The sequence below is a fragment of the Gordonia sp. NPDC003504 genome, from assembly GCF_053587995.1.
In genome coordinates this window covers 567950-580907 of the sequence record NZ_JBSFPC010000002.1, presented here as the reverse complement: position 1 = coordinate 580907, position 12958 = coordinate 567950, and the positions used below count along the sequence as shown (strand labels likewise).

The 12958-nt window shown below is 66.3% G+C and carries 13 protein-coding genes and 1 pseudogene; 3 read left to right on the top strand and 11 right to left on the bottom strand.

From position 1 onward, the window contains the following. Positions 1–64 precede the first annotated feature (64 nt). The 8 genes and pseudogenes from ACWDPV_RS06925 to ACWDPV_RS06890 form a co-directional block, all read right to left on the bottom strand. On the bottom strand, positions 65–1189 hold the full coding sequence (locus tag ACWDPV_RS06925) for a CaiB/BaiF CoA transferase family protein (protein WP_157079384.1): 1125 nt from the start codon (positions 1187–1189) through the stop codon (positions 65–67). Between the two features lie 54 nt (positions 1190–1243). Next, positions 1244–2059 carry an enoyl-CoA hydratase/isomerase family protein gene (locus tag ACWDPV_RS06920; protein WP_449742306.1) on the bottom strand — a complete coding sequence of 272 codons (816 nt, stop codon included), beginning with the start codon at positions 2057–2059 and terminating at the stop codon, positions 1244–1246. After that, positions 2056–3630 carry a class I adenylate-forming enzyme family protein gene (locus ACWDPV_RS06915; protein ID WP_059036369.1) on the bottom strand — a complete coding sequence of 525 codons (1575 nt, stop codon included), beginning with the start codon at positions 3628–3630 and terminating at the stop codon, positions 2056–2058. Before ACWDPV_RS06915 ends, ACWDPV_RS06920 begins: the two co-directional genes overlap by 4 nt. A 33-nt stretch (positions 3631–3663) precedes the next feature. After that, positions 3664–4878, bottom strand: a complete 1215-nt coding sequence (locus tag ACWDPV_RS06910; protein ID WP_059036368.1) for a beta-ketoacyl-[acyl-carrier-protein] synthase family protein — start codon at positions 4876–4878, stop codon at positions 3664–3666. 193 nt (positions 4879–5071) lie between these two features. Next, positions 5072–5752 carry a TetR/AcrR family transcriptional regulator gene (locus tag ACWDPV_RS06905; RefSeq protein WP_083533907.1) on the bottom strand — a complete coding sequence of 227 codons (681 nt, stop codon included), beginning with the start codon at positions 5750–5752 and terminating at the stop codon, positions 5072–5074. Between the two features lie 57 nt (positions 5753–5809). Then, positions 5810–6226 (bottom strand): annotated as a pseudogene (locus tag ACWDPV_RS06900) (helix-turn-helix domain-containing protein). An 84-nt stretch (positions 6227–6310) separates the two neighbouring features. Further along, positions 6311–6598 (bottom strand): hypothetical protein, encoded by a 288-nt coding sequence (locus tag ACWDPV_RS06895; protein WP_449742305.1) that lies wholly within the window; start codon positions 6596–6598, stop codon positions 6311–6313. Beyond that, complete coding sequence (locus ACWDPV_RS06890; protein WP_449742304.1) at positions 6559–6816, bottom strand: hypothetical protein; 258 nt, start codon at positions 6814–6816, stop codon at positions 6559–6561. Before ACWDPV_RS06890 ends, ACWDPV_RS06895 begins: the two co-directional genes overlap by 40 nt. A 62-nt stretch (positions 6817–6878) precedes the next feature. Here ACWDPV_RS06890 and ACWDPV_RS06885 point away from each other — a divergent pair, with 62 nt between their 5' ends. Next, complete coding sequence (locus ACWDPV_RS06885) at positions 6879–7562, top strand: VOC family protein (RefSeq protein ID WP_059036365.1); 684 nt, start codon at positions 6879–6881, stop codon at positions 7560–7562. A 90-nt stretch (positions 7563–7652) separates the two neighbouring features. On the opposite strand, the gene ACWDPV_RS06880 is transcribed toward ACWDPV_RS06885, so the two are convergent. Continuing rightward, on the bottom strand, positions 7653–8870 hold the full coding sequence (locus ACWDPV_RS06880; RefSeq protein WP_449742303.1) for an NAD(P)-dependent malic enzyme: 1218 nt from the start codon (positions 8868–8870) through the stop codon (positions 7653–7655). Positions 8871–9150: 280 nt separating this feature from the next. On the opposite strand from ACWDPV_RS06880, the gene ACWDPV_RS06875 reads away from it, so the two are divergent. After that, positions 9151–9813 carry a GntR family transcriptional regulator gene (locus ACWDPV_RS06875; RefSeq protein ID WP_449742302.1) on the top strand — a complete coding sequence of 221 codons (663 nt, stop codon included), beginning with the start codon at positions 9151–9153 and terminating at the stop codon, positions 9811–9813. Then, positions 9810–11072: an MFS transporter gene (locus ACWDPV_RS06870; RefSeq protein WP_449742301.1), complete on the top strand. Its 1263-nt coding sequence runs from the start codon at positions 9810–9812 to the stop codon at positions 11070–11072. The genes ACWDPV_RS06875 and ACWDPV_RS06870 overlap by 4 nt, the downstream gene beginning before the upstream one ends. A gap of 5 nt (positions 11073–11077) precedes the next feature. Here the strand turns inward: ACWDPV_RS06870 and ACWDPV_RS06865 are convergent, their stop codons facing one another. Continuing rightward, positions 11078–11512, bottom strand: coding sequence for a MarR family winged helix-turn-helix transcriptional regulator (locus ACWDPV_RS06865; protein WP_449742300.1), 435 nt, complete (start codon positions 11510–11512; stop codon positions 11078–11080). Continuing rightward, entirely contained in the window at positions 11505–12950 is a 1446-nt protein-coding gene (locus ACWDPV_RS06860) for a DHA2 family efflux MFS transporter permease subunit (protein WP_449742299.1), read from the bottom strand. Before ACWDPV_RS06860 ends, ACWDPV_RS06865 begins: the two co-directional genes overlap by 8 nt. Positions 12951–12958 lie beyond the last annotated feature (8 nt).

Genomic DNA, 12958 nt, shown 5'->3' with positions numbered 1-12958 from the left:
TGTCTCCTGATGAGTTGGGGCGCCGCAGACGGCGCGTGATCGGTGGCGTAGACATGGCGGGGCTTCACATATCCGGCCAGCCGGTCAGCCCGGTCGGTTCGGTGGTGTCGTGCGCGGCCGAGATCTGTTCTGCTGTCATGCCTGCTCCCGACAACACAGCCTCAGTCTGGTCGGTGCGATCAGTGGCACCGGCTCGCACGGGAGTACGCGAGAGCCGGGGGATCGCCGGAGCAGCAGAGTCATAGGTGAAGCTGTGCCGGTACCGGATATGAGAATCGGCGGACACCTCGTCGGGGTCGAGGACCGGGGAGACACAAGCATCCACTCCGGCGAAGACCTCGGTCCATTCCGCACGGGTGCGCGAGGCGAATACCGCGGTGAGGTCGGCCGCGATCCGCGGCCAGGCGGTGCGTGGATACTGGGGTGGCACCGCACCGAGCCCGAGCGTTGACCACAGTGCTGCAAAGAATTGCGGTTCCAGCGCGCCGACGGCCATGTATCGGCCGTCGGAGGTTTCATAACACCGGTAAAACGGTGCGGCTCCGGCTAATACGCTCTCCCCGCGGCTGGGGGCGGCCGAGGTTCCCCACATCTGGCGGTGCATGGACATCAGCGACACTGCCCCGTCCACCATCGCCACATCGAGGTATTGGCCGGCCCCGGAGCGGGTGCGCTCGAAGAGCGCGGCAACGATGGCCATTGCCGCCACGAGAGAGCCTCCGGCGAAGTCTGCCACCAGGTTCAGTGGGATGCTCGGCGGACCATCGGTGGGCCCCAACATTGCCAACATTCCGCTCATCGCAAGGTAATTGATGTCGTGGCCGGCCGCGTTCCGCATTGGTCCGTCCTGGCCGTATCCGGTCAGGGAACAGTAGATCAGGTCGGGTCTGATACCGCGCAGATCGTCATAGCCTGCCCCGAGTCTTGCGGCGACACCGGGGCGAAAGCTCTCGACAAAGACATCGGATTCGGCGGCCAGCCGATGCAATGCCTGTTGGCCAGCAGTAGATTTGAGATCCAACGAGATAAACCGCTTGCCCCGGGACACCGCATCCAGTGGTAGCCCTGCCCGACCGCCGCCCACGACGGTCACCTCGGCGCCGAGATCGGCGAGCAGCATCGTCGCATAGGGGCCGGGTGCCAGTCGAGACATGTCGAGGATCGATACCCCGGATAGTGGTCCTGTCATGGGGGCGGCGTATCGAGTCTCATCAATTGTCGGCGGTACGTCGGTGCTCATCTCTCAGCGCCCACTGAACTTGGGAGTACGTTTGCCGACAAAGGCACTGATGCCCTCGGCCACGTCGGCGGTGTGATTGATGATCTCCACGGCATACTCGGCTTCGCGCAGCGATTGATCAAGAGTCTGCACGCCGGCGTTGCGCACCAACCGCTTGACGATTCGGGTAGTCAGTGGTGCGGTTGCCGCGAACTTGCGGGCGAGTGCGAGGGTGGCGCTCGCGGCGTCGTCGACGACCTCGGTGAGCAACCCCAGCTCGAGTGCCTGTTGTGCATCGTAGATCTCGTTGCCCCACAGCATCTTTAGTGCCTGGTCGGTGCCCATGGCGTGACTGAACAACCATGCTCCCCCCTCATCGGGGAGCAGGCCCACGCGGCCGGAGGTGTCGCCGAGTCGGGCGGTGGCATCGGCGATGCGGATATCGCACGCCAGCGCCAGGGCCAGACCGCCGGCAACTACAGGGCCGCTGATCATGGCGATGACCGGCTTCTCGCAGATCGCCAGGGCTCGGATCACCGAGTGCATACCTTCTCGAATCACCACCCCATGCCCGAACTCGACGGCCGCGGCGTGCTCGGTCTCATACGTGCTTGTGAGATCCCCGCCGGCACAGAAGGCCCCGCCCGCACCGGTGATGATGAGTACCCGTGCGGTGTCATCGGCGGTGAATTGCGCTATTGCCGAAGTTATTTCGATAGCAGTCTGGGTTCGGTAGGCATTGCGCAGAGGAGCTCGGTTGATGGTGATCCGGCGAATGCCCGGTTCCCAATCGTCGACGACGATATCGGTCGACGGGTTGGATACGAGGGGTTGGGTCATCGTGGTCCTCCGGAGATCTCGGCCGGTGTGGTGTCCCTGGCTTGTCGTGTCAGTGAGCGGCGGTCCGTCTTGCCGGTGGGCGACAACGGTAGTGAGTCGAGAAAGTGAATCCGCCGCGGGTGCGCGTATGCAGGACCTTCGGTAAAGAAGAACTCGCGGAGGCTCGCCTCATCCAGGTCGGACCCGGTCTCACGAACGATGAAGGCAACTGGCACCTGCCCTTTGGTGTCATGAGGCAGGGCGACAACCGCGACATCGCGTACCTGTGGATGCCGGGTCAGGATCGCCTCGACCTCGGCCGGATACACGTTTTCGCCACCGACATTCATGCGATCATCGGCGCGCCCCCGAAAGTAGAGCCAGCCGTCTTCATCACTCACGGCCAGGTCGCCGGTGGCGAACCAGCCGTCGGCCTTGCGTTTACGGGCATCCTCATCGGGCCGTCCCAGGTAACCCAGCGTGGTACACAGCGGGCTGCGCAACCATAGTTCGCCGGTGTTGCCGGGGGCTACCTCTTCCCCGTCGTAGTCGACGATCCGGGCCTCGAATCCAGGCAGTGGCCGGCCGATGCTTCCGTTTCGGCGAGGACCGATGAGGGGGTTCATCGTCGCGGCAGGGCCACATTCGGTGAGCCCATAGCCCTCCACGAAACGCGCATTGGGGAAGACCTCGGTGAGCCGGTCGATCAGGCTCGGTGGCATCGGAGCCGAGCCGCAGCAGATCAATCGCAAGGCGCTGTAGTCGCGTGCGAGTTCCGAATCAGGCTGGGACAACATGAGTTTGAACATCGCCGGAACCCCCAACGAGTAAGTGGCTCGCTGTTCGGCAAAGGTGCGCAGCACGGTAGCGGGCTCGAAGGAGGGCAGGATATACACAGAACCGCCGACAAAGAGCATCGGCAGAATCCCACATGCTGCGGCGTTCATATGGAACAGCGGGGCTGCCAGGACGACTCGATCCGAGGGATTGAGATAGCAGTTCTGACTGAGTAGTTGGGCATCGCGCAACAGCATCTGGTGGGCAAGTTTGACACCTTTGGGGGTGCCGGTGGTCCCGGAGGTGTAGGGCGCCCAGGCCAGTTCCTCAGGGTGTGAACTCATCTCGGGTCGCTGGGCCGGCGACGACGCCAGCCATGCCTCGTGTTCGACCATGTGTGATTGAGATCCATCCGCCGTGACCGCCAGTATTACGCGTTCATCGTCGGCAAAACATGCGGCGTGGGCTGCGGCGGTGGTGCCGGCAAGGACGGCGACGGCGCCGCTGTCGTTGAGATGCATTCGGTGCATCGCTTCGGTGAGGTTGGGATTCACCGGGACGGCAACGGCACCGGCACGGATTGTTCCCAAGGTGGCCTCGACAAACCGGATATCGTTCTCCCACAAGATGAGTACTCGGTCGCCGGCGTGAATCCCGGCGGCGAGAAGCCCGCACGCCACCCGATTGATTCGCTCGTCGAGTTCACGATAGGTGAAGGTACGGTCGTGTTGGATCAGTGCCGGCTCGTCGGGGCGGAAGTGGAGTCCGAAGTCGGTGATCGCGCCGAGGTTGTCGGTGAACGCAAATCCGGGCATGAGTGGTCCTTTCGGTGGGTGTCGCCGAGTTCTTCAGTCTCGGCTGATGACCAGCGAGGCGTTTTGGCCGGCGAAGCCGAAGGCATTCACCTGAAAGGCGTCGAGATCGACTGAGCCCGGGGAGCCGAGCGGAACACGAAACTGGATGTCGGGTTCGAGATCGGTGGTCGAGGCGGTCGGCGGGAGGGCTCGGGTCGCGAGGGTGTGCAGACCGGTGATGACGCCCATCACTCCGGCTGCCCCGGCCGTATGCCCGACATGACCTTTGATGGATGTGGCACACACTGACTCGCCGAAAACGGTGTTGATGGCCAAGATCTCGGCGGCGTCGCCGACGGGCGTTCCAGTGCCGTGTGCCACGACCGCGCCGATCTCGCCGGGGTGGAGCCCGGCATCGGTTTGGGCCGCCTGCATTGCCGCTATTTCCCAGCGCGCAGACGGATCGGGGGAGGAGGGGTGATAGCCGTCGGACAGCGAACCATAACCGCGGACGATTCCGTCGATGCGGGCACCGCGAGCGCGAGCGTGTTCGGCGCGCTCGAGGATCACTACGCCCGCACCGTCGCCTCCCATGACCCCCTTGCGATTACGGTCGAATGGGCGGCAGATCTCGTGCGGGTTGTCGATGTCGGTGGGTGACATGCCGTACCGGGCGGCGCCGAGGCTGCTGATCTTGACGCCACCGTTGTCGGTTCCGCCGGCGATCGCCACATCGGCCTGGCCGCTGGCGATCATGCGTGCGGCAATACCGATCGCGTCCAGCGACGATGCGCATGCGGTTGAGATCGTCAGCAACGGGCCATGAAGATTCCAGCGCAGCGCGATGTGTCCGGCCGCCATGTTGGGCCACGCCATCATCTGTAGCTTTTTGGGTACCGAGCCGTAACCGCCTGCGTCATAAGCCTCTTGGGCTCCGGCGAGAGTTGCTGCTCCCGCCATCGAGGTACCCATGACCACGGCGGTGCGAAGTGGGTCGAGCTGGCCGATCCCGCAATCTGCGACGGCCTCGGCGGCGGCGGCCACGGCGTACTGGGCGAATCTGTCGCTGCCGCGTTCGGTGCGTTCATCGAGCCAGTGAGTCGGGTCGAATCCGGTGACCGGGGAGTAGTAGAGATGACCTCCGGTCTCTGCCGACCATGGCGTGGCTTCGACTGCCACGGTGGCTTTGTCCAGACCGGCGCAGAAGTCGGGGATGGTCAGGCCGAGGCTGGAGATCACGCCCTGTCCGGTGATCGCGACGGTTGTCATGTCGGAGTCCTCTCGCCAGTGCCACCGCTATGTGACGGCGGGCACATGAAATCTAGCGAGAATATGACATTGATGTCAATATCAAGTGTGCGGATGTGGACGCGGATGCGGGCGCAGACAAGCCCCGGGCGGTCGGCTGGAGCACCAGGGCGCGGCGGTGGTTATCGGTGGGGGAGCGCGGGGTGAATCTCGGTCAGGGGTGTGTGGCGTCGAACGCCGGGGCATCCTCGCCGAGCCCAATGCCCTGACACCAGATGTTGGTGATGGTGCGTACCGCGGTGTCGATGTCGACACCCTCTGGGTTGTCGCGGAAGATACGGATGGAGAACTGCATCACCATGGCGTTGAGAGCGCGCGCGGCGTAGTGGGGATCGATGTCTGTCGAGATGTCGCCGCGCTGCTGGAGCCGCAACAGTGAGCGTTCGGTTCGCTCGATGTTGAAGTGAATCAGCTCCTCGAGTAGCCCGCCGATCTCGGGATCAACAGCGGCGGCCACCGACCACGCTTCCATCAGGCGCCAATGTTTGCCGTAGCCCTCGAGGTAGGCGCGGTTGGAGGCCTCGACCACATCGCGGGCGTTGAGGCGCTCGACTCCGGCCTCGTGTTGACGGGCAGCTTCTTTGATCGCATCCTGCTGGGTCTCGATCACTGCCAGAAAGGCTGCCTCTTTGGAGGGGAAATAGGTGTAAAAGGTGCCGTATGCGGCGCCGGCTTCTTTGACGATGTCGGCAACCCGGGAATCGATGAATCCGTCGCGCTCGAAGACGACGCGAGCTGCATCGAGCAGTCGATCGCGTGTGCGGCGCCCCTTCTCGCTGAGTTGATCGACACTCTTTGCAGGTCGATCATCGGGGCTGGTCACATCGCTGGACATCGTCGGCTCACGATACCGGACTGCGGTGGTCGACTCGGTGAGCGCTCGCGCTTGCCGTCACACCGAGTCGATCACTCCGCATGTTGCGGCCAAACCCTCGGCGCGGGCCGCAGCACCGACGGCGTGGGTCTGCTTCTCGTGTGCCGTGTTGGTCTGCGCAATGCCCTCGGTTCGCGAGGTCGCCGCCGGCCGGCCGTAGACGCGCGGTACGCACGCCGGGAGGCGAGCGTAGGTGGCTGCGGGTGGGAACGACTCTCGGTGTTCGGTGGGAGATGTGCCGAAGGCCCGACCGAATACCGGTGGTGAACGACCCGACGCTGGTCAATCCGACCGCCGCGCAGATGTCGGCGACGCTGCGGTCGGTGCCGCGCAGCATCGCCGCGGCTCGTTCCATCCGCCGCGTGGTTCGGCGAATCGGGTGTCGACCAGTTCCTTCGCACGGAGCAGGCGACGCGCAGGCGGACGCGAGGGCATGGATCGATTATGAGTCCTGCGCGTCGCGGCGGAGGAACTCCGCGCCCCGCGGCGACAATTCGTATCCGACGTCGAGGCTGTGGGTCAGCCCGAGCTTCTTGAGTTTCCGGACGTCGAGCTTGAACTCGGCCGTGGTCGTCCGATCTCGGCGGCCAACTCGGTGGAGACCACCGCGGGACGACGGCCGATGAGGGACAACACTTCTCGCGTCCACGGGCCGTGCGTGGAGTGGGCGTCGAGGCGATCGAGTCGTCGTTGCAGGTCGGTGAGGTCGTCGTCGGAGAGCGTGGCGTCGTTACGCAGTGCGATGCGGAGGTCCGGTCCGGCATATCTCAGTCCGATCCGGAAGACGGGAGCTTCGTTGCGACGCAACGCCTACCGGCATCGGCCACGGAATCGAAACCGGCACGGCGGGCGTCGTCGTCGGTGATGTCGGCGAGGGTGATCTCCTCGACCGAGGTCACCTCGACGACGATCTCGTTGCTGATGAACCGCGAACCCGCTGCGACGCGCGGCGACGTCCATCGTCGAAAGGCCAGATCCACCTCGCCGTCGACGATGCGTCCCGTCAGCCGTGCCGGTATCAGCATGGCGCCCAGGATAGTAGCGATATCCGCGCGTCACACGCGATTGCGGGTCGTATCGTCGGGTCATGACCGAAACCCCACGCACACCCCTCACCGCCGCCGAGGTCACCGCCGCCGTCGCCGATCCGTGGCGCGTCATCGGGGACGCCCTGCAGGCGGCCTACGCCACGTCGAACATGGTGACCGGTGGTCGATTCGTCGCCCGCATCATCGACGCGGCCGAGGCGGCGAATCATCACCCCGACATTGATCTGCATTACGGCTCAGTGCATCTCACGTTGAGTACGCACAGTTCACATCGGATCACCGCGGCCGACGTCGCGTTGGCCGGTGCCATCGCCGACATCGCCGCCGAGATGGACTTGTCGCCACTCGCCGCGCCGCCCGCCCGGTTCGACCTCGCGATCGACGCCCTCGACCTCGAGGCGATCCGTCCATTCTGGCGTGCGGTGCTCGGCTACCGCGACGATCCCGAGCACACCCTCGCCGACCTCACAGACCCCGACGGACTGCTCCCACCGGTGTGGTTTCAGCAGATGGATTCCCCACGGTCACAACGCAGCCGGATGCACGTCGACCTCTGGTTGCCGCACGACGTGGTCGCCGACCGGATGGCCGCGGCCCTCGACGCCGGCGGTCGACTGGTCACCGACGAGCACGCCCCCGAGTTCTGGGTGCTCGCCGACGCCGAGGGCAACGAGATCTGTCTGTGCACCTGGCAGGAGCGGGAGGGTGCCCAGACCGAATGACGAGAAACGTCCCCGTGGGCGGCCGGCTCGGGATTATTGCGGTGAGAGGGCCTCACGGGGACGTTTGTGGTCATCGGGGCAGGGCGCCGTTCAGCAGATCCCTTCGGCATGCGCCGCTGCGGCCACAGCGGCGGATACGGCCGGCGCCACCCGGTGATCCAGGGGGCTCGGGACTATCTTGTCGACGGCGAGATCGTCGGCGACCACCGACAGGATCGCTTCTGCCGCAGCGATCTTCATGCTTTCGGTGATACGGCGCGCACCGGCGTCAAGGGCACCCTTGAACACGCCGGGGAAGGCGAGGACGTTGTTGATCTGATTCGGGAAGTCGCTGCGTCCGGTGGCGACGACGGCGGCGTGCTTGGCCGCGACATCCGGGTGGATCTCCGGGTCCGGGTTGGACAGGGCGAAGACGATCGCGTCGTCGTTCATCGAGGCGATGAACGCCTCGTCGATCTGCCCCGCCGAGACGCCGATGAACACGTCGGCACCGGCCAACGCCTCGGCCGCGCCGCCGACCAGACCACGCGGATTGGTCCGCTGGGCGAGGTCTTCCTTGAATTCGTTGAGGCCGTCGCGGCCGACGGAGACGATGCCTTTGGAATCGAGCACCACCACGTCGGCGACGCCCGCGGCCAGCAGAATGTTGGCGCACGCGACGCCTGCGGCACCGGCACCGGAGATCACCACACGCAGATCGGTCAGGCCGTGGTGGAGCAACCGGGCGGCACCCTTGAGCGCGGCGAGCACGACGATGGCCGTGCCGTGCTGATCGTCGTGCATGACCGGGCAGTCGAGGGCCTCGATCACGCGGCGTTCGATCTCGAAGCAGCGGGGCGCCGAGATGTCCTCCAGGTTGACCGCGCCGAAGCTCGGGCGCAGCCGGACGAGGGTCTCGACGATCTCGTCGGGGTCTTTGGTGTCGAGCACCAGCGGGATCGAGTTGAGGCCGGCAAAGGTGCGGAACAGCGCCGACTTGCCCTCCATCACCGGCAGTGAGGCGCGCGGGCCGATGTCGCCGAGGCCCAGGACGGCCGATCCGTCGCTCACGACGGCGACGAGCCGGTCGGTCCAGGTGTAGCGGTTGACCAGATCGGCCTCGGCGTTGATTGCGCGTGACACCTGCGCCACGCCGGGCGTGTAGGCGATGGACAGGTCGCGCTTGGTCTCGATGGGGGAACGCAGTTCCACGGTCAGTTTGCCGCCGGCATGGGCCAGAAAGATCTCGTCGTCGGTGATGGGGGCGTCGGCGATCGTGGGCTCGCCGGGTCGTGTTGTGGTGTTGTCGTCCGTACTTGTCACGGGCATTTCCTCCTGGTCGGGCGACGGGCTCAGCGTCACCTGTTCTGCGCGACGTGTCGGCGTTGACGCGTCGCGGCGTGGTCGTGCTCGGCGCCAGCGCGGGGGGTATGCCGTCAGCCGTCGCACGTTGCATCCGCATCGCATGCCTGGTCAGGCGCCACGCGGATTGCTCGCAAGTGTCTCACCCACGTCCGACGACGCGGTCACAGTGGTCGCGTTGTTGTGTTCCGTGCAACTCCGGGGTGGCCGTTCCGCCCGGTCCGCCGCTAGCATTCATCTTGTGTCTATGTTGCATGCGTCCGTGCCGTCGGCCGCCGACCGGGTGTACGGCGAGGTCAAGGAGCTCATCCTGACCAACGAGATCGCCGGCGGTGAGCTGATCTCCGAAGGGGAGGTCGCCGGCCGCTGCGAGGTCAGTCGCACGCCCGTGCGGGAGGCCTTCCTGCGGCTGCAGGCCGAGGGCTGGATGCGTCTCTACCCCAAACGCGGTGCCCTGGTGCTCCCGGTGACCGAGCGGGAGGCGCGCGACGTCGTCGACGCCCGCCGATTGCTCGAGGGTCACGCGGTGCGGGCCGTGGGGGATGCGTCGGCGGCGACGCTGGCCGCGGAACTGCGTGACAATCTCGAGCGGCATCGCCTCGTGCCCGCCGACGACATCGCCGACTTCGCGCGGATCGACGCCCAGTTCCATCAGCTCATCGTCGTCGCCGGAGACAACGAGTTGCTCGCCGGCTTCTTCACCGGACTCGGTGAACGGCATCGCCGGATGACGACCGCGAGCGTCCACCGCGATGCGCGCATCGCTGCGCGCATCCTCGCCGATCACGCCGAACTCCTCGAACTCATCGCGCAGCGCGACGCCGACGGCTTCGACGCCGCGTTGACGAGGCACCTCGACGCCGTCCACAGCGTCGGTGCCACTCGCAACCGGCCCGGAGATGACCGATGACCCTCACCACCGAATTCCCGTCGTCGACGACGACCCGCCGCCGTACGTGGCCCGCAGTCGCCCTGGCCGTGTTCGCCTCGGCCTGGGGCGGCAACGAGTTCACCCCGCTGCTGGTGATGTATCGGCAGAGCGGTGAGTTCTCCGCCGTCATGGTCGACGCCCTGCTGTTCCTCTACGTGCTGGGCATCGTGCCCGCCCTGCTGATCGGCGGCCCGCTCTCGGACCGGTTCGGCCGACGGCCCCTGATGATGCCCGCGCCGATCTTCGCCGCACTCGGGTCGGTGCTCCTGGCGCTCGGTGCGCATTCGGTGGCGCTGCTGTCGATCGGACGCGTGTGCAGCGGTGTGGCACTGGGATTGTCGATGGCCGTCGGCGGCAGCTGGATCACCGAGCTGAGCATCCGGGGCGGTGACAAGGCGGCGGCGGGTGCTCGGCGGGCCGCGATGAGCCTGACCGCCGGCTTCGGCATCGGCGCCGGGGTTGCCGGAGCGCTGGCCCAGTGGGCGCCGTGGCCGCATGTCCTCGCCTACGCCGTCAACATCGCGATCGCCGCGATCGCCGCGGTGCTGATCCTACGAGTCCCGGAAACGGTTGCGCGGCAGACCGATCCGGGTCGACTGTTCGATGATCTGAAGATCCCGTCGGCCGGACACCGCCGCTTCCTGCTCGTCGTGCTCCCGGTGGCGCCGTGGGTGTTCGGGGCGTGTGCGTCGGCCTATGCGGTCATTCCGGCGCTGATGTCCGCGCGAACCGCGGGTGCGCCGATCGCCTTCGCGGCGTTGTGCTGTGTGCTCGGACTCGCCGCGGGTTTCGGCATTCAATCCCTGGGTCGCCGCATCGACGACCCCGACGGCGTGCGTGGCGTGGTCAGTGCGCTGGTGGTCCTCGCGATTGGAATGGTGTTGGCGGCCTTGGCTGCTCACGTCCTGACCATCTGGCTGTCGCTGGTCGCGGCGACCGTCCTGGGCTGCGGGTACGGCATGGCGATGATCGCCGGACTGCTGGAGGTGCAGCGCATCGCTCGTGACCATGGAGCGCGGAATCCCTCCGGCCGTAGTGATCTCGCCGGATTGACGGCGGTGTTTTACGGGGTCACGTACCTGGGCTTCGCGGTTCCCGCCGTCTTGGCTTGGGTGTCAGAGAGTTTCGGGGCGATCACCTACACCGACATGTTCGGCTTCGGTGTCGTCGCGGCGCTGATCTGCCTGGCCGTCGTGCTGGTGGGGCATCGTCGCCATCGCGTCGGCGACGGTGACTGAAACCCCTACTCGCCGAACACGGTGTGCAACACCGCGAGTTGTTCGGGGGTGGCCCTCATCAATGTCTCCGGCGGCGGGTCGGCGATGTTGTTGACCATATCCAGCAGAGTGCGGCCGGCGTCGGTGACGAGGACGTGTTTGGATCGGCGGTCGGTGGGTGACGGTTCCCGGGTGACATACCCGGCGGACTCCAGGTCCGACACGGCCACCGACGCGGCCGGCGCGTCCATCATCGCCGCATGTGCGACCTCCTTGAGTGTCATCGGCTTTCGTGCGACGCGTCGGAGCACGCGGTAGCGACTGAAGGGGAGCCCGGTGGTCGCGACCACGTCGCGCCTCCACTGATCGCGCGAGTCGATGACGGCGGCGGCGATGGCGCGCCAGATCTCGGTGCGCAGGCGGTCGGCGTCGGTCGGCTCAGACGCGCGGGACTCAGGCATCGGCGGGCTCCGGATCGATCAGCACGCGAGCCACCTCGTTGGAGGTGTGCTTGGCCCACCGCGTCGTCGACACGATCCCCAGGATCAGGATGGTCGCGGAGAACACCACGACCAGCAGCCACATTGGGTGCATGTCGGTGCTGAAGGACGGGCCGATCCCGGCCGCGGCGACGCCGGTGATGCTGCCCGCCAGCGCCACCCCGATGCTGACGCCGACCTGCCGGCTGGTCGACGCGACCGCGGCGGCCGCACCCGCCCGGTGTCGTGGCATGCCGCTGACCGCGGAGTGGGTGATCGGCGCGTTGATGGCGCCGAAGCCGATGCCGAAGATCGCGAAGATGATGCCGATCTGCACCAGGGAGGTGCCGGCGTCGATGGTGATCATCAGGGCCGAACTGATCAGCATCGCGATGCCGGCCACCACCAGGGACGGACGGGTGCCGAACTGGGCGACGGCCCGCCCGGACAGCGGCGAGAGGATCAGCACGGCGAGTGCGGCGGGCAACAACATGGCGCCGGTCGCGATCGCGGACAGGCCGCGGATCTCCTGCAGGTACAGCGACATCAGGAACAGGAACGCACCCCAACTCGCGAAGGCGCAGACCGCGATGGCGGTCGCGGCGGAGAACGGCACGCTCCGGAAGAAGCGCAGTTCGATGAACGGATCGCGATGACGGCGTTCGGCGATGAGGAATCCGACGAAGGCGAGCACGGCGACGGCGAACACGATGATCGTGCGCGGCGATCCCCACCCGTGGCCCGGTCCCTCGATGAGGCCGTAGACGACCGCGGCGAGCGCGAGGACCGCCAGGGCCTGACCGACGGGATCGAGGGTGCGCATGACGGGTGAGCGTGATTCGGGCACGTAGAGCGCGGTCAGGGTGACCGCGATGAGGCAGATCGGGATGTTCACCCAGAACACCGCCCGCCAGTCGATGAGGTCGATGAGGGCGCCGCCGACCATCGGACCGACCGCCATCGAGATCCCGACGACCGCACCCCACATGCCGATCGCCCGGGCGCGTTCCTTGGGATCGACGAAGACCTGCGTGATGATCGACATCGCCACCGGATTGAGCATCGAACCGCCGATCGCCTGGAGGGCGCGGGCGGCGATGAGGATGCCGATCGACGGGGCGAGGCTGCAGGCGAGGGAGCCGACGGCAAAGGTGATCAACCCGATCTGGAAGAGGCGGCGCCGGCCGTATCGGTCGGCGGTCGCCCCGGACAGCATCAGCAGGCTGGCCAGCACCAACGTGTAGATGTCGATGACCCACTGCAGGGACGAGACCGAGGCGTTGAGGTCGGTGCGGATCGCGGGAAGGGCGACGTTCACGATGGTCGCGTCCATCGACACGATCAGCAGACTCATACAACAGGTCGCGAGGATGACCGTCTTGCGGCGAGGGGTCAGCTCGACGGAGGTAGTTGTAGACATACAAAGAT

Coding starts and splice junctions, on each gene's coding strand:
- ACWDPV_RS06925 (WP_157079384.1), bottom strand. CDS start 1,189: ATGACAGGACCACTATCCGGGGTATCGATCCTCGACATGTCTCGACTG.
- ACWDPV_RS06905 (WP_083533907.1), bottom strand. CDS start 5,752: ATGTCCAGCGATGTGACCAGCCCCGATGATCGACCTGCAAAGAGTGTC.
- ACWDPV_RS06890 (WP_449742304.1), bottom strand. CDS start 6,816: ATGCTGATACCGGCACGGCTGACGGGACGCATCGTCGACGGCGAGGTG.
- ACWDPV_RS06915 (WP_059036369.1), bottom strand. CDS start 3,630: ATGCCCGGATTTGCGTTCACCGACAACCTCGGCGCGATCACCGACTTC.
- ACWDPV_RS06870 (WP_449742301.1), top strand. CDS start 9,810: ATGACCCTCACCACCGAATTCCCGTCGTCGACGACGACCCGCCGCCGT.
- ACWDPV_RS06875 (WP_449742302.1), top strand. CDS start 9,151: ATGTTGCATGCGTCCGTGCCGTCGGCCGCCGACCGGGTGTACGGCGAG.
- ACWDPV_RS06920 (WP_449742306.1), bottom strand. CDS start 2,059: ATGACCCAACCCCTCGTATCCAACCCGTCGACCGATATCGTCGTCGAC.
- ACWDPV_RS06880 (WP_449742303.1), bottom strand. CDS start 8,870: ATGCCCGTGACAAGTACGGACGACAACACCACAACACGACCCGGCGAG.
- ACWDPV_RS06865 (WP_449742300.1), bottom strand. CDS start 11,512: ATGCCTGAGTCCCGCGCGTCTGAGCCGACCGACGCCGACCGCCTGCGC.
- ACWDPV_RS06910 (WP_059036368.1), bottom strand. CDS start 4,878: ATGACAACCGTCGCGATCACCGGACAGGGCGTGATCTCCAGCCTCGGC.
- ACWDPV_RS06860 (WP_449742299.1), bottom strand. CDS start 12,950: ATGTCTACAACTACCTCCGTCGAGCTGACCCCTCGCCGCAAGACGGTC.
- ACWDPV_RS06885 (WP_059036365.1), top strand. CDS start 6,879: ATGACCGAAACCCCACGCACACCCCTCACCGCCGCCGAGGTCACCGCC.